At 65.8% G+C, this 15,960-nt stretch carries 16 protein-coding genes; 4 read left to right on the forward strand and 12 right to left on the reverse strand.

Translation table 11 applies throughout. The annotated features are described in order from the left end of the window. From DIE22_RS35905 to DIE22_RS35930, 6 genes are all read right to left on the reverse strand, one after another. Positions 1 to 425: ABC transporter ATP-binding protein (locus DIE22_RS35905; RefSeq protein ID WP_148093207.1), on the reverse strand; the 425-nt coding region annotated here is incomplete at its 3' end. Between the two features lie 24 nt (positions 426 to 449). After that, positions 450 to 1,616 (reverse strand): ABC transporter permease subunit, encoded by a 1,167-nt coding sequence (locus tag DIE22_RS35910; RefSeq protein WP_124607343.1) that lies wholly within the window; start codon positions 1,614 to 1,616, stop codon positions 450 to 452. 19 nt (positions 1,617 to 1,635) lie between these two features. Next, positions 1,636 to 2,586, reverse strand: a complete 951-nt coding sequence (locus DIE22_RS35915; protein ID WP_124501790.1) for a branched-chain amino acid ABC transporter permease — start codon at positions 2,584 to 2,586, stop codon at positions 1,636 to 1,638. Between the two features lie 211 nt (positions 2,587 to 2,797). Further along, positions 2,798 to 3,634: a branched-chain amino acid ABC transporter gene (locus tag DIE22_RS35920; protein WP_124607352.1), complete on the reverse strand. Its 837-nt coding sequence runs from the start codon at positions 3,632 to 3,634 to the stop codon at positions 2,798 to 2,800. Between the two features lie 271 nt (positions 3,635 to 3,905). Beyond that, positions 3,906 to 4,886 (reverse strand): 4-hydroxy-3-methylbut-2-enyl diphosphate reductase, encoded by a 981-nt coding sequence (gene ispH / locus DIE22_RS35925; protein ID WP_006488968.1) that lies wholly within the window; start codon positions 4,884 to 4,886, stop codon positions 3,906 to 3,908. A 2-nt stretch (positions 4,887 to 4,888) separates the two neighbouring features. Beyond that, entirely contained in the window at positions 4,889 to 5,344 is a 456-nt protein-coding gene (locus DIE22_RS35930; protein WP_124501789.1) for a peptidylprolyl isomerase, read from the reverse strand. Positions 5,345 to 5,479: 135 nt separating this feature from the next. Here DIE22_RS35930 and radC point away from each other — a divergent pair, with 135 nt between their 5' ends. From radC to nadB, 4 genes are all read left to right on the forward strand, one after another. Next, entirely contained in the window at positions 5,480 to 6,259 is a 780-nt protein-coding gene (radC, locus tag DIE22_RS35940; RefSeq protein WP_124501788.1) for a RadC family protein, read from the forward strand. 238 nt (positions 6,260 to 6,497) lie between these two features. Then, positions 6,498 to 6,731 (forward strand): 50S ribosomal protein L28, encoded by a 234-nt coding sequence (rpmB, locus tag DIE22_RS35945; protein WP_004186391.1) that lies wholly within the window; start codon positions 6,498 to 6,500, stop codon positions 6,729 to 6,731. 17 nt (positions 6,732 to 6,748) lie between these two features. Beyond that, a complete protein-coding gene (gene rpmG / locus DIE22_RS35950) occupies positions 6,749 to 6,916 on the forward strand; it encodes a 50S ribosomal protein L33 (RefSeq protein WP_006478046.1) in 168 nt (55 codons plus the stop codon). Positions 6,917 to 7,075: 159 nt separating this feature from the next. Beyond that, positions 7,076 to 8,662 carry an L-aspartate oxidase gene (gene nadB, locus DIE22_RS35955; RefSeq protein ID WP_124501787.1) on the forward strand — a complete coding sequence of 529 codons (1,587 nt, stop codon included), beginning with the start codon at positions 7,076 to 7,078 and terminating at the stop codon, positions 8,660 to 8,662. 93 nt (positions 8,663 to 8,755) lie between these two features. Here nadB and nadC read toward each other — a convergent pair whose 3' ends face one another. The 6 genes from nadC to purN form a co-directional block, all read right to left on the reverse strand. Then, entirely contained in the window at positions 8,756 to 9,637 is an 882-nt protein-coding gene (gene nadC, locus DIE22_RS35960) for a carboxylating nicotinate-nucleotide diphosphorylase (protein WP_124607344.1), read from the reverse strand. Next, positions 9,634 to 10,770, reverse strand: coding sequence for a quinolinate synthase NadA (gene nadA / locus DIE22_RS35965; RefSeq protein WP_124501785.1), 1,137 nt, complete (start codon positions 10,768 to 10,770; stop codon positions 9,634 to 9,636). Before nadA ends, nadC begins: the two co-directional genes overlap by 4 nt. A 405-nt stretch (positions 10,771 to 11,175) precedes the next feature. Further along, positions 11,176 to 12,372, reverse strand: a complete 1,197-nt coding sequence (locus DIE22_RS35970; RefSeq protein ID WP_124607345.1) for an acyl-CoA desaturase — start codon at positions 12,370 to 12,372, stop codon at positions 11,176 to 11,178. Positions 12,373 to 12,595: 223 nt separating this feature from the next. Next, the gene (locus DIE22_RS35975; protein ID WP_124501783.1) at positions 12,596 to 13,984 is read right to left on the reverse strand and encodes a mechanosensitive ion channel family protein; all 1,389 of its coding nucleotides are present in this window, start codon (positions 13,982 to 13,984) and stop codon (positions 12,596 to 12,598) included. Positions 13,985 to 14,002: 18 nt separating this feature from the next. After that, on the reverse strand, positions 14,003 to 15,265 hold the full coding sequence (locus DIE22_RS35980) for an RsmB/NOP family class I SAM-dependent RNA methyltransferase (RefSeq protein WP_124501782.1): 1,263 nt from the start codon (positions 15,263 to 15,265) through the stop codon (positions 14,003 to 14,005). Continuing rightward, positions 15,262 to 15,924, reverse strand: a complete 663-nt coding sequence (purN, locus tag DIE22_RS35985; RefSeq protein ID WP_124486992.1) for a phosphoribosylglycinamide formyltransferase — start codon at positions 15,922 to 15,924, stop codon at positions 15,262 to 15,264. The genes DIE22_RS35980 and purN overlap by 4 nt, the downstream gene beginning before the upstream one ends. Positions 15,925 to 15,960 lie beyond the last annotated feature (36 nt).

The raw sequence follows: 15,960 nt of genomic DNA on the forward strand, positions 1-15,960 counted from the left end.
TATTCGAGCAGCTCGATCGCGCGTTCCTTGATCTCGCGCTCTTCCTGGCGCTCGGCCGGCGTCTGGAACACCGCGCCCAGCAGCCCGTGCTTGGTCCGCACGTGGCGGCCCACCATCACGTTCTCGAGTGCCGTCATCCCGCCGAACAGGCGAATGTTCTGGAACGTGCGCGCGATGCCCGTCTTCGCGACCTGGTGCACCGCGGTCGGCTTGTATTCCGTGCCATCGAGCTTGAACTCGCCGGAATCCGGCGTGTAGAGGCCCGTGATCACGTTGAAGAACGTCGTCTTGCCGGCACCGTTCGGGCCGATCAGCCCGTAGATCTCGCCTTCCTTGATTTCGAGGCCGACGTCGGACAGCGCCTGCAGGCCGCCGAAGCGCTTGTTCACGCCCTTGACGGACAGTCGGATTTGTTTGTCGCTCATGTGTGATATCCCCTTGTCCGTCGGTTAAGCGCGCACCGACTTGGCGCTGCGCTTCGCCAGTTTCGCGATCTTGTCCTCATGCTTCGGCGCCGGCCACAGGCCTTCCGAGCGGTACAGCATGATGATCACCATCGCGAGGCCGTACAGCGCCTGACGGATCACTTCGGTATCGACGATGTCGTGGCCGAAGATCGCGTGCTGCAGCGGGCTCATCGTCGAGCGCAGGAATTCCGGGAAGATCGCGAGCAGCACCGCGCCCAGGATCACGCCCGGGATGTGGCCCATGCCGCCGAGCACCACGCACGCGAGCACCACGATCGATTCCCAGAACGTGAACGACTCGGGCGACACGAAGCCCTGGAACGAACCGAACATCGCGCCCGACAGACCGCCGAACGATGCGCCCATCGCGAACGCGAGCAGCTTCACGTTACGGGTGTTGATGCCCATCGCCTTCGCCGCGATCTCGTCCTCGCGGATCGCCGCCCAGGCGCGGCCGATACGCGAGTGCTGCAGGCGCGTACACGTCCAGATCACCAGCAGCGCGCACAGCACGAACAGGTAGTAGTACATGTAGACCGACGGCAGCTGGAAGCCGAAGATCGAGTGCGTCTGCGACAGGTTGAAGCCGCCGACGTGCACCGGATCGATGCCCGTGATCCCCTTCGGGCCGTTGGTGATGTTCACCGGACGGTCGAGGTTGTTCATGAAGATCCGCACGATTTCACCGAAGCCGAGCGTCACGATCGCCAGGTAGTCGCCGCGCAGGCGCAGCGTCGGCGCGCCGAGCAGGATCCCGAAGGTCGCCGCGAGCGCCATCGCGATCGGCACGATGAGCAGGAACGGGATGTGCAGGCCGTTCGGCGCGAGCGCCGCGATCCACTCGAACTGCGAGCTCAGGTGCGGCGAGCTCAGCAATGCCGCCGTGTACGCGCCCACCGCGTAGAACGCGATGTAGCCGAGGTCGAGCAGGCCGGCAAAGCCGACCACCACGTTCAGGCCCAGCGCGAGCATCACGTACAGCATCGCGAAGTCGAGCACGCGGACCCAGTAGTTGCCACCTGCCGAGCCGATGATGATCGGCGCGGCGATCACGAAGGCCGCGGTCAGGATGCCGATGATGACGGTCTTGGTCGTGTTGCGCTCTTCGACGAGCGACGTCGAGGATTCGATCGGTTGAATGGATGTCATGTTGTTTGCTCCCCTTCCGTTACGCGCGGTCCGCGACACGTTCGCCCAGCAGGCCCGACGGACGGAACACCAGCACGATGATCAGCACGATGAAGGCGAACACGTCCTGGTAGTTACTGCCGAATACGCCGCCCGTGAGGTTGCCGATGTAGCCTGCGCCGAGCTGCTCGATCAGGCCGAGCACCACGCCGCCGACCATCGCGCCGCCGAGGTTGCCGATCCCGCCGAGCACCGCTGCCGTGAACGCCTTCATGCCGGGGATGAAGCCCATGTAGAAGTGCACGTTGCCGTATTCGGACGCAATCATCACGCCGGCCAGCGCTGCGAGCGCGGAGCCGATCATGAACGTCGCCGAAATCACGAAGTTCGGGTTCACGCCCATCAGGCTCGCGGTGTTCGGGCTTTCGGCAATCGCACGCATCGCGCGGCCGAGCTTGGTCTTGTGCACGAGCAGCAAGAGGCCGCCCATCACGATGAACGCCACTGCGATGATCACGATTTCGGTCACCGAGATCACGGCGCCGGGCGTCGTGTCGGTCGCCTTGATCACGTTGATCGGATCGGTCGGCAGCAATTGTGGGAACGGCAGCGGGTTGCGCGACCAGATGATCATCGCAGCCGTCTGCAGCAGGATCGATACGCCGATCGCCGTGATCAGCGGGGCGAGACGCGGTGCGCGGCGCAGCGGCCGGTACGCGACACGCTCGATCGTATAGCCCACGCACGCGCAGACGACCGCAGCGATGCCAAGGCCGATCGTCAGCGTCGCGGCGTTGCCGAGTCCAGGAAAGTGGTTCTGCAGCACGGTGATCGCCGACAGGGCAACCATTGCGCCGATCATCAGCACGTCGCCGTGCGCGAAGTTGATGATGCCGAGAATGCCGTACACCATCGTGTAGCCCAACGCGATGATGGCGTACACACTGCCGAGCACCAGCCCGTTGAGGATCTGCTGGACGAAAATATCCATTTAAAGCTCCTTGGCCCATGCTGCCGGAGGACGTTGCGCCCCGCGGGTAAGCGAGGAATCGCGCCTTCTCGGCGACACTGCGGGTACTAGTCGATACCGGTAAGGGTGGATCGTCCCGGCGCGCGCCGCCCGGCCTGTACGGCCGGACTTGCCGCCGGAGCGGATACAAAAACGGCACCGCACTGTTCCGGTGCCATCAAGAGTCCCGTCGCTAAATCGTCACGACATCGAGGACGGTGTACTTGGCCTCCTTGAAGTCGTAGGGCAACGTGCCGAAACGGCCGGCCTCCGGTTTCCCGAAATCCGTGCCTTTTTCCGTCCGGGCCGGGGCAAGCCCCGCATCCGGGCAGATCAGGTTCCGCGCCGCGTCGCCCGCGGGCTCGACCACCTTGACGGCGCACATGCCGTTGCCGCCAAGGGTTTGCGCTCCGATGCCGGACGCCGTCGCCTGCGCTGCAAGCGAGCCGTCCGCCGCCGCCCGCGCGGCGCCCGAACCGGCATCGCAAAGGCGGCGCCCGACTTTCGTCGGGACTGGATCGGAATTCGTGAAACGAAGCAGGCCGCCGGCCGCGACGCGGTGGGTCGCGGCGACACGCTGTTTCGTCGAATCGAAATGAAAGGGAATCAGTGACATCTGCACGTCGCCTGCGTTGCCCCGAAACCCGGGCGCCCGTCGTTCGACGCGCCCTGCTGCCGCATCACGGTCGGCGGCTCGTTGTCCTGCCAACCGCGTGTCCGTCGCCCGGTTGGCCGCCACGCCGCCGGCGAGTACTGCCCGCCGTGCCGAATGCATGCCGATCTGCGGACCCTGTGCGTTGAATGCCTCGATCGCCAAACGTGCCCCGTTATCCTTGTCACTGTCCGATTGCGCAATGCGGCACGCCGACGGCGCCGCACGACCGGTTCTGGCAGCGCGCACATCGCTGGCCGCCGGTACTGCGTATGCCGCAGCCTCCCTGCCCGCCCCGTCGTCGCTCTTTTTGCTGCAACCGGCAAGCATTGCAACCGGTGCGGCGGCGGACATGGCGTAAGCCAACTTCACATGCATCGAATAGGTCTCCCGCGCCTTGCCAAAACCCTGTTTCAAAGCCATTCCGGCTTGAAAACGGGCGCATTGTAACTCCATTTATAGGACGCCAATAATCCTGATTCGATGGGGTTTTCCTGCATTGCAACCAATTTTGAGAGACGGTTAAGCACAGGCATAGCAACCGGGTTGCACTATTAATGTGAATAATGGTTGCGATCTCGTTTTTCGCGACGCAAAAAAAAGCGCGCCGGGAGGCGCGCTTCGGGGTACCGCGGGTGCGATGCGGTAATCAGGCAGCGGGCGGCAGGTTCAGCCCGCGCGGCAGCGGAAACGACACGTTTTCCTCAATGCCGTCGAGTGCACGGACGTTGCGCACGCCGAGTTCGCGCAGCCGCGCGATCACGGCCTGGGCCAGCACTTCGGGCGCCGATGCGCCGGCCGTCACGCCGATGCGGCGCTTCCCGGCAACCCAGGCCGGATCGATCTGGTCGGGTGCGTCGACCATGTACGCGGCCACGCCGCGCTTCTCGGCCACCTCGCGCAGGCGGCTCGAATTCGAGCTGTTCGGACTGCCGACGACGATCACGACGTCGCACTGCGGCGCCATGAACTTCACCGCATCCTGGCGGTTCTGCGTCGCGTAGCAGATGTCCTGCTTCTTCGGCTCGCGGATCTTCGGATACTTCGCCTTCAGCGCGCCGATGATCTCGGCCGCGTCATCGACGGACAGCGTCGTCTGCGTGACGAGCGCGATGCGCTCGGGATCGGCGAGTTCGAGCTTCTGCACGTCCTCGACGCTTTCGACGAGATGCATGCCGCGCTCGACCTGCCCCATCGTGCCTTCGACTTCCGGGTGGCCCTTGTGGCCGATCATCACGATGTCGACGCCGTCCTGGCGCATTTTCGCCACTTCGACGTGCACCTTCGTGACGAGCGGGCAGGTTGCGTCGTAAATGCGCAACCCGCGCACGTCCGCCTCGTCGCGCACGGCCTTCGACACGCCGTGCGCGCTGAAGATCACGGTGTTGCCGGCCGGCACTTCCTCGAGTTCCTCGACGAAGATCGCGCCTTTCTTCTTCAGATCCTCGACCACGTACTTGTTGTGGACGATCTCGTGACGGACGTAGATCGGCGCACCGTGCATCGCGATCGCGCGCTCCACGATCTCGATGGCGCGATCGACCCCTGCACAGAAGCCGCGCGGCTGGGCCAGCAGGATTTCGGCATCGGCGGCGACGGTCTGCCCGGACAGCGTATCGGTGGTGCTCATGATTACAGGATTCCGATGATTTTCACTTCGAACGTGAGCGCTTGGCCCGCGAGCGGATGATTGAAGTCGAACAGCGCCGAGGTTTCGCTGACTTCCTTCAGCACCCCTGCATAGCGGCCGCCGTCCGGCGCATTGAACTCGATCAGGTCGCCCGGCGTGAAATCGTCGCCGACCATCCCGTTCTCGCGCAGCGTCGACAGCGTCACGCGCTGGAGCATGTCGGGATTGCGGGGACCGAACCCCTGCTCGGGCGTTAGCTGAAAAGTCGAATGGTCGCCGACCCTGAGCCCGATCAGAATCTGTTCCAGCGAGGGCGCCAGTTGCCCCGCGCCGAGCAGCAGCGTGGCGGGCTTGTCGGAGAAGGTGTTGACGATGTCGGCGCCGTCGGCCAGTGCAAGCCGGTAATGCAGCGTCACATGGGAACCGGGCTTCACTTCGGATAGATCGATGAGGCTCATGGATTACTCGTGTTCGTCGGCGCCCGAAACGGCCGAAAGGCCCGGCGCAAAGCCAATATTGTAAGTCACCTGAGCGTGCAAGGCTGAAAGTGCGACGTCGTCGCGCACTCGGCCGCCGCCAATGGAGTTTCGATCATGCTGCCATCCTGCCTCGTCGCCCCGGCGACCGAATGTCGCGACCCCGCCGATGCCCCGGCCGCTGCGGCCCGCCGCAACGGCACCGCCAGGCTGCCGCGCAAGCGCCGCCCGCGGAACTGGCGACCCGACCTGCCGCGCGAGCGGCTGCTGGAGCGCGGGCCGGCCGCACTGACCGACGCCGAGCTGGTCGCGCTGCTGCTCGGCACCGGCGGCGGCGGCCGCGACGTGTTCGCCAGCGCTCGCGCGCTGCTCGCCCGGTTCGGCGACTCGCTGCGCGACATGCTCGACGCGGAGCCGCACGTGTTCGCGACGCACCCCGGCATCGGCGCGGCGCGCTCCGCGCTGCTGATCGCGGTGACCGAGATCGTGCGGCGCGCGCTGGCCGAAAAGGCGCGCACGCGCGCGCTGATCGATTCGCCGGGGGCCGTCGAGGACTATCTGCGGCTGAGGATCGGCACGCGGCCGTACGAGGTGTTCGTCACGCTGTACCTGGATGCCCGTCACGGCCTCATCGACGTGGAAGAAAGCGCGCGCGGCTCGCTGACACGAATGGCCGTCTATCCGCGCGAGATCGTGCGCCGCGCGCTCGCACTGAATGCCGCCGCGCTGATCATCGCGCACAATCACCCGTCCGGCGCCGTGCAGCCGAGTGCGGAAGATCGCCGCCTGACACGCGCGCTGCACGAAGCGCTCACGCTCGTCGACGCAAAGCTGCTCGATCACGTCGTCGTCGGCACCGCCGATACATTTTCGTTCGCGCGCGCCGGTTGGCTGTAGACTGTGGCCCGGCGACCCGCCCTGGGGTCGCCGCAACGACGAAGCGAAATTGGGTTTGATTTTTCTGAACTTTTTCTGCTAGAATCGTCGTCTGTCTTTTTTCCAACCAGTTCTAGCCATCGAAGGGCCTTGTCTGCAAAGGCTTCGGCGTTCTGAGTGCAGCCATGGATCACGTGGCGGTGCGATGGAACCTTCATCGGCGATCGAACCCCGAATTTAGCGTATTAGGAGTGCTCTCATGGCACGCGTATGCCAAGTAACTGGGAAAGCGCCGATGAGCGGCAACAACGTTTCCCACGCAAACAACAAGACGAAGCGCCGCTTCCTGCCGAACCTGCAAAACCGCCGGTTCTGGGTGGAGAGCGAAAACCGCTGGGTGCGCCTGCGCGTCTCGAACGCCGGCCTGCGCCTGATCGACAAGAACGGCATCGATTCCGTGCTCGCTGACCTGCGCGCACGCGGCGAAGCCTAAGCCCAAGGAGCACAATCATGGCAAAAGGCGCACGCGACAAGATCAAGCTCGAGTCGACCGCTGGTACGGGTCACTTCTACACGACCACGAAGAACAAGCGCAACATGCCGGAAAAGATGGCGATCAAGAAGTTCGATCCCGTCGTCCGCAAGCATGTGGAATACAAAGAAACCAAGATCAAGTAATCTCCGGTTTCTGCAGCCTGACGGCGACCAAAAAGCCCCGCACATGCGGGGCTTTTTGTTTTGCGCGCACGCGCGGGCCCGACGCGGTATGCTCTCCCCTTTCCGCGGCCACGGCCGACGGAACGCACAAGATCTAAAGCGTAACGATGGAGATGCAGCATGAAATTCGACGTGGCGATCGTCGGCAGCGGCCTGGCAGGGCTGTCGGTCGCACTCAACCTGGCCAGCACGCGACGTGTCGCGCTGATCGCGAAACGTTCGATGATGGAGGGGGCGAGCGATAACGCGCAAGGCGGCATCGCGGCCGTCCTCGACTCGGCGGACAGCATCGAGAACCACGTCGACGACACGCTGGTCGCCGGCGGCGGCCTGTGCGACGAAGGCGCGACGCGCTACATCGTCGAGCACGGCCGCGAAGCGATCGAATGGCTGATCTCGCAGGGCGTGCCGTTCACGAAGGACGATGCGGCCGAACTCGGCTTCCACCTGACGCGCGAAGGCGGCCACAGTCATCGCCGGATCATCCATGCGGCCGACGCGACCGGCCATGCGGTGCTCGCGACGCTGTCCGACCGCGCACGCCAGCATCCGAACATCACGTTCTTCGAAAACCACCATGCGATCGACCTGATCACGTCGGACCGGCTCGGCCTGCCCGGCCGCCGCTGTCACGGGCTGTATGCGCTCGACGTCGACAACGACCGCACGATCACGATCGAGGCGCCGCACACGGTGCTCGCGACCGGCGGAGCCGGCAAGGTCTATCTGTACACGACGAACCCCGACACCGCGACCGGCGACGGCATCGCGATGGCGTGGCGCGCGGGCTGCCGCGTGTCGAACATGGAGTTCATCCAGTTCCACCCGACCTGCCTGTTCCATCCGTACGCGAAATCGTTCCTGATTTCGGAAGCCGTGCGCGGCGAAGGCGGCCTGCTGAAGCTGCCGGACGGCACGCGCTTCATGCCCGCGCACGATCCGCGCGCGGAACTCGCGCCGCGCGACATCGTCGCGCGCGCGATCGACTTCGAGATCAAGAAGCGCGGGATCGACTGCGTGTATCTCGACATCAGCCATCAGCCGGAAGCGTTCCTGCGCGAACACTTCCCGACGATCCATGCGCGCTGCCTCGAATTCGGCATCGACATCGCGAAGCAGCCGATTCCGGTCGTGCCGGCCGCGCACTACACGTGCGGCGGCGTCGTCACCGACCTCGCGGGGCGCACCGATCTCGCGGGCCTGTACGCGGTCGGCGAAACGTCGTACACGGGGCTGCACGGTGCGAACCGGCTTGCGAGCAACTCGCTGCTCGAATGCCTCGTGATCGGCCGCGCAGCGGCCGAAGCGATCGAGGCGGCCGGCTTCGAGGGCCAGACACCGGCCACGCTGCCCGCCTGGGACGAAAGCCGCGTGTCGGATGCGGATGAGGAAGTCGTCGTCGCGCACAACTGGGACGAGTTGCGCCGGCTGATGTGGAACTACGTCGGCATCGTGCGTACCGACAAACGTCTCGAACGCGCGAAGCACCGGTTGTCGCTGCTGCGCGACGAGATCCACGAGTACTACGCGAATTTCCGCGTGACGCGCGACCTGCTCGAACTGCGCAATCTCGTCGACGTCGCGACGCTGATCGTGAAGAGTGCATACTCGCGCCGCGAAAGCCGCGGACTGCACTACAGCCGCGACTGGCCGCACACGCTGCCGAAGGCGCTGCCGAGCGTGCTCACGCCCCGCTCGCGCCGCTGACCGGTACGCCCCTTCCCGGCTTGTCGGCCACACAAAAAAGCCGTTGGCGTTTGCGTGCCAACGGCTTTTTTCGTCAGACGGGATGATGCGCGGTCAGTCGACGATCCGCATCGAATAGTCGGTCGCGCGCACGTCCTTCGTCAGCGCGCCGATCGAGATGCGGTCGACGCCCGTCTCCGCGAACGTGCGCGCCGTATCGAAATTGACGCCGCCCGACACTTCGAGCACGGCCTTGCCGGCCGCGACGCGCACGGCTTCGCGCATCATGTCGAGCGTGAAGTTGTCGAGCAGCACCGACTGCGCGCCATGCGCGAGCGCCGTGTCGAGCTGCGCGAGCGTCTCGACTTCGACCTGCACCGGCACGCCCGCATCCAGCGCGAACGCCGCATCGAGCGCTTCGCCGACGCCGCCGGCTGCCGCGATGTGGTTTTCCTTGATCAGGATGCCGTCGTACAGCGCGAGACGCTGGTTCTCGCCGCCGCCGACCCGTACCGCGTACTTCTGCGCGAGCCGCAGGCCCGGCAGCGTCTTGCGCGTATCGAGGATCTTCGCGCGCGTGCCTTCGACGCGATCGACGTAACGGCGCGTCGCACTCGCGACGCCCGACAGCAGCTGCAGGAAATTCAGCCCGTTGCGTTCGGCCGTCAACAGCGCCCGCGCCGGCCCTTCGAGTTCGCAGACCGTCGAATCCGGCGTCATCCGGTCGCCTTCGCGATAGCGCCACTGCACGACGATCGACGGATCGATCCGCGCGATGACGGCCTCGAACCACGGCACGCCGCACAGCACCGCTTCCTCGCGCACGATGATGCGCGCGCGGCGCGGCTTGCCGGCCGGCACGAGGCGCCCGGTCTGGTCGCCGGTGCCGACGTCTTCGGCGATCGCATCGGCGACGTTGCGCGCGATCGCTTCGTCGAATGCCGCACCGTATTGTGCGCGGACGCTGTCGAACAGCGGGGAGACTGCACCAGTCATGCAGCCCCCACGTTCGCGAACAGTTGCTGGTCGCGCTGCAGATCGCCGCTCGCCTGCACGCGCTTCTTGTGCGCCGCCGCGAAATCGAGCATCCGGTCGATCGGCAGACGCGCGCGCACGCCGATCGCGGGATCGACGAAGATCTCGTTGTGACCGCGTTCCAGCACGTCGGCGAGGTTCGCGAGGCCGTTCATCGCCATCCACGGGCAATGCGCGCAGCTCTTGCAGGTCGCGCTGTTGCCGGCCGTCGGCGCGGCGATGAAGGTCTTGCCGGGCGCCGCGAGCCGCATCTTGTGCAGGATGCCGAGATCGGTCGCGACGATGAAGTGCGTCGCATCGAACTTCACGGCCGCGTCGATCAGCTGCGTCGTCGAGCCGACGACGTCCGCCTGCGCGACGACGTTTTCCGGTGACTCGGGATGCACGAGCACCTTCGCGTCCGGATATTCGGCACGCAGCAGGTCGAGCTCGATGCCCTTGAATTCGTCGTGGACGAGGCACGAACCCTGCCACAGCAGCATGTCCGCGCCGGTTTTCTTCTGGATGTAGCTGCCGAGATGGCGATCGGGTGCCCAGATGATCTTCTCGCCCCGCGCGTGCAGGTCGGCGACGATCTCGAGTCCGATCGACGACGTGACCATCCAGTCCGCGCGCGCCTTCACGGCGGCGCTGGTGTTCGCGTAGACGACGACGGTGCGGTCGGGATGCGCATCGCAGAACGCGGAGAATTCGTCGACCGGGCAGCCGAGGTCGAGCGAGCAGGTCGCGTCGAGATCGGGCATCAGTACGCGTTTGCCGGGGCTCAGGATCTTCGCGGTTTCGCCCATGAAGCGCACGCCGGCGACGACGAGCGTCTGCGCGTCGTGGTCGCGGCCGAAGCGGGCCATTTCGAGCGAATCGGCGACGCAGCCGCCGGTTTCGTCGGCCAGTTCCTGCAGTTCGGCATCCACGTAGTAGTGAGCGACGAGCACGGCCTTTTCACGGGCGAGCAGCGCCTTGATGCGCGCCTTCAGTGCTGCGCGTTCTTCGGCGGACGGAGCATCGGGCACCTTGGCCCACGCTTGCCCGACGCCACAGACGGTTCCTGCCGAGACCGGCCGGTCGTACTCGACGGATTTGATCGTCGATTGCATCTCCATATCTCCTGTCGGCCCGAGTTAGCGCTTTAGCGCTTACTCGGGCCCCATGCTTCGCGGTCGGCCCGAGTTAGCGCTTTAGCGCTTATTCGGGCCCCATGCTTCGCGGTCGGCCCGAGTTTGTGCTTTAGCGCTTATTCGGGCCCCATGCTTCGCGGTCGGCCCGAGTTAGTGCTTTAGCACTTACTCTGGTCCCATGCTTCGCGGTCGACCCGAGTTAGCGCTTCGACGCCGACTCCAGCCCCATCCTCTACGCTCGCCCCGGGGGCGCCACGTCGGCGCGGCCCCAAGCCTCATACGAATTCCGGCGCCTCCGCTCGTCCTTCGAAAACCGTCGGCCCAAAAGAAAAAACCCCGCCAACGCGGGGTTTGTGACGTCCTGAGATTCTAATCGATTTCGAATCAGGCGTAGCGGCGCAGACGCGTCGCGAATTCCTGCAGCGCCTTGATGCCGCTTTGTTCCGCGCGATGGCACCAATCCTGCAATTGCGCGAGCAGCTGTTCGCGCGATGCGGTCGAGCGATCCCAGATCGCGGCCAGATCCTGGCGCAGCTGGAAGTACGTATGCAGCTTCTGGCTGTTCGCGAAAATCTCCGGCAGCAGCTTCTTCTGCGGCTCGTCGAGGCCGTCAGCGTCCTTGTGGAACCACTTGCGCGCGCCGCGCATCAGCTGGTACTTCTCGCTCGAACCGAGTTCCTTCAGGTGCGCGAGCTCCTGGCGGTACGCACGCTTCACGGCCTTGCCGTAGCGCGCCATCACTTCGTAGCGGTTCGACAGCACGGCTTGCAGCGTTTCCTGGTCGAGCACCGTCTTCGGCTTGTTCAGGCGCGGCGTCGGCGCAACTTTCTTCACCTTCGCGAGACCGAATGCCGACATGATGCGGATGTACATCCAGCCGATGTCGAACTCGTACCACTTGTTCGACAGCTTCGCGGACGTCGCGAACGTGTGGTGGTTGTTGTGCAGTTCTTCGCCGCCGATCACGATGCCCCACGGGAACAGGTTCGTGCTCGCATCGGCCGAGTTGAAGTTGCGGTAGCCCCAGAAGTGGCCGAAGCCGTTCACGACACCGGCGGCCCAGAACGGAATCCAGACCATCTGCACGGCCCACACGGTCAGGCCGAGCACGCCGAACAGCGCGACGTCGATCACCATCATCATGCTGATGCCGAGAATCGGATACTTCGTGTACAGATTGCGTTCGAGCCAGTCGTTCGGCGTGCCGTGGCCAAACTTGCGCATCGTCTCTTCGTTCTTCGCTTCCGCGCGATACAGCTCGGCGCCTTCGAGGAACACCTTCCAGATGCCGCGCGTCTGCGGGCTGTGCGGATCTTCCTCGGTCTCGCACTTCGCATGGTGCTTGCGGTGAATCGCGGCCCACTGACCCGTCAGCATGCCGGTCGTCATCCACAGCCAGAGGCGGAAGAAGTGGCTCGCGATCGGATGCAGCTCCAGCGCGCGGTGCGCCTGGCAGCGGTGCAGGTAGACCGTCACGCCGATGATCGTCACGTGCGTGACGGCCAGCGCGAACAGCGCGACCTGCCACCACGAAAAATGCAGGAGCCCGTGGGAAAGAAAATCGAGCAGGGAATTCAACAAGGCAGTTACCTGTGATGAGAGCGACGCCGGCGCAAGCCGACGTCATAAAAATGAAAGCATACCGCGTGTAGACCGGAATTTTACTTCAACCGTTCCAAGTCTTTGTAAAAAATGAATATTTTCTTGTCTTGACGCAACGCGGACAGTCCATTGACGGACCGGGAGAGCCTCGTGATCCGCTTCTGGCCGCTGAACTTGCCCGATTCGCGCCGGCGCGGCGCGCCTAGGCCGCCGACACCTGCCCGTCCACCGGGCCGCCGCCGGCCACGGGCACGGGCACGCCCCCGGCCACCGCGCCGGTCGCCGCAAGACCGTCCGGCAGGCCGACCACGCGCACTTCGCGCTGCGGGAACGGAATCGAGATCCCGTGCTCGCCGAAGAGCCGCCAGATGTTGCGGTTCACGGCCGAACGCACGCCCGACGTGCCCGTCGCCGAATCCTCGATCCAGAAGCCGAGCTCCAGATCGATCCCGTCCGCGCCGAAGCTGACCAGGTACGGGGTCGGTGCCGGCTCGGCGAGCACGCGCGGCACGCCGTTGGCGGCTTCCGCGAGCACCGACAGCGCCTGCTCGACGTCGCTGGTATAGGCGACCTGCACGGCGACCTTCGCGTAGCCGCGCGTCAGGTACGACGACTGGTTCTGCACGACGTCGGTGATCAGCTTCTCGTTCGGGATCAGCGTCTCGTTGCCGTCCAGGCCGCGCACGACCGTGTAGCGCGTGCGGATCTGCGTGACGACGCCCTGCAGCCCGCCGACGCTGATCGCGTCGCCGAGCCGCAGCGAGCGGTCGAGCAGGATGATGAAGCCCGATACGTAGTTGCTGGCGATCTTCTGCAGCCCGAAGCCGAGGCCGACACCCACCGCGCCGCCGAACACGCCGAGCACCGTCACGTCGATGCCGACGAGCGACAGCCCGATCAGGATCGCCGCGAACACCAGCAGCGCGCGGCCGACCCGCGACAGCACGACCTTCAGGTTCGCGTCGAGCGTGCTCGCGCGCGTCAGGCGATCCTCGAGCACCGAGCCGAGCCACATCGCGACCATCAGCGTCACGCACACCCACAGCGCGCCGGAGATCACCGACAGCAGCGTGAGATGCGCAGTGGCAACGCGAAACTGCACGCTGTCGAGCCAGCCGAGCACGTCGCGCTGGATGCCGAGCACGGTCAGCACCATCGCGGCCCACACGACGGTCGACACGAGCTTCTCGACGATCGACAGCCACGCATGCGTGTGGCCATCGCGCGCGAACACGCGCCGCGCGAAGAAGAACAGCACGTAGATCAGCCCGATGCCGAACAGCGGCACGAGCGCGAGCGACAGTAGCGCCGTCGACATGAACGGGTCGAACGCAAGCTGCACGACGCCGACGAAAATGCCGCCGAACAGCGGGAACAGCGCGCGCTTCAGGCTTTGCGCGCCCGCACCGGGCGCGCGTCCGGCCGCCCTGCGGCGCGCATCGATCCGGCCGTGCACGAAGCGCGCGGCCACCCATGCGAAACACAGCGCGCCGACGAGGATCGCCGCCTGCCAGATCATCACCGGCTGGTGGAAATCGCGCATCACCGAGGCCAGCCGGTGCGACAGCAGGCGGCTTTGCAGACTCTCCATCATCCGTCCGAGCCGCCGTTACTGCGCGCGCCGTTCGAGCACCGCGGCGAAGAAGCCGTCGGTCGCATGGCGGTGCGGCCACAGCGACAGGTAGTCGCCGGTCTCGAGCTCGATGCGCTGGTCGGCCAGCACCTTCTGCGCAGGCACCAGCACGAAGTCCGGATGGTCGGCCAGGAACTGCTCGACGATCGCTTCGTTCTCCGCGTCGAGCACGCTGCAGGTCGCGTACACGAGCCGGCCGCCCTTCTTCACGAGACGGGCGGCGCTCGCGAGGATCGACGCCTGCTTCGGCGCGAGCTCCTCGATCGACGTGCGCGTCTGGCGCCACTTGAGGTCGGGGTTGCGGCGCAGCGTGCCCAGGCCGCTGCACGGCGCGTCGACCAGCACGCGGTCGATCTTGCCGGCGAGCCGCTTGATCTTCGCATCGTGCTCGCTGTCGATTAGCACCGGGTTCACGTTCGACAGCCCGCTGCGCGCGAGGCGCGGCTTCAGCTTCGTGAGGCGCTTTTCCGACACGTCGAACGCATAGAGGCGCCCGGTCGAGCGCATCATCGCGCCGAGCGCGAGCGTCTTGCCGCCGGCGCCCGCGCAGAAATCGACGACCATCTCGCCGCGGCGCGGCGCGACCAGCGAGCACAGCAGCTGGCTGCCTTCGTCCTGCACCTCGATCTGGCCTTCCTCGAACAGCTTCAGGCGCGTCAGCGCCGGCTTGCCGACGACGCGCACGCCATGCGGCGCGAACGGCGTTGCGCCCGCGTCAATGCCGTTCGCGCGCAGCGCGTCGATCACCTGGTCGCGCGTCGCCTTCTGCGCGTTGGCGCGCAGGTCGAGCGGCGCCGGGTAGTTCAGCGCGGCGGCGAGCTGCCCGAGCTCGTCGGCGTCGAAACGGGCCGACAGCGCCTGGTAGATCCAGTCCGGCAGGTTGGTGCGCACGCGCACCGGCAGGCTCGCCGGGTCGATCTTCGACACGTGCTCGAGCCACGCGGCCTCGGTGGCGGACACGAACGGCTTCAGCGCGTTGCGGCCTTGCGTCTGCATCATGCCCAGTAACGTAAGGCGCCGCGCGGGGCTGCCCGTGCCGCTCTCGGCCAGGTGCGAAAACTCCATCTTCCGGCGCAGCACCGCGAACACCGCCTCGGCGATCACGCCGCGCTCGGCATGCCCGAGCTTCGGATGCGCGCGGAAGAACCGGCTCGTCGTCGCGTCGGCAGGGCCGGTGAACTTCAGCACCTCGGCCAGCAAGGTCTCGGTCTGGCCAATCAGGAATCCGTGCAGCTTCATACGCCCTCGCTCGTTTCGGTATGCGGTTGATCCGCGAAAATCCAGCGCGCCTCTTCCGGCGCCACCACTGCCCGCCCATTCTCGAGGCGCAGGCGCCCCTCGACGAACCAGCGCACCGCACGCGGATACAGCACGTGCTCGACCGTCAGCACACGCTGCGCGAGCGCCGCCGCGTCGTCGCCCGCGCGCACGGGCACCGCGCCCTGCGCGACGATCGCGCCGCTGTCGAGTTCGGGAATCACGAAATGCACGCTCGCGCCATGCAGCGCAACGCCGGCATCCAGCGCCTGCTGATGCGTATGAATGCCCTTGAAGCTCGGCAACAGCGACGGATGGATGTTCAGCAGGCGGCCCTCATATCGTCTGACGAAATCGGGCGTCAGGATGCGCATGAAGCCGGCGAGCACGACGAGATCGGGCGCGAAACGGTCGATTTCGGCGGCGAGCGCCGCATCGAAGCTGTCGCGGCCGTCGAACGAACGATGGTCGACCACCGCGGTCGCCACCCCGTGCGACGCGGCAAAAGCCAGGCCGGCCGCATCGGGCCGGTTGGCGATCACGGCGGCAACCTCGGCCGGCCAGCGTTCCTGCGCGCACGCGCGGACGATGGCCTCCATGTTGCTGCCGCGACCGGAAATCAGGATCACGAGTTTTTTCATCTGCGAATTTTACCATTCGCCCCCGCGTTTCCCCCC

The sequence above is a fragment of the Burkholderia sp. Bp9142 genome, assembly GCF_003853415.1.
Lineage (GTDB): Bacteria > Pseudomonadota > Gammaproteobacteria > Burkholderiales > Burkholderiaceae > Burkholderia.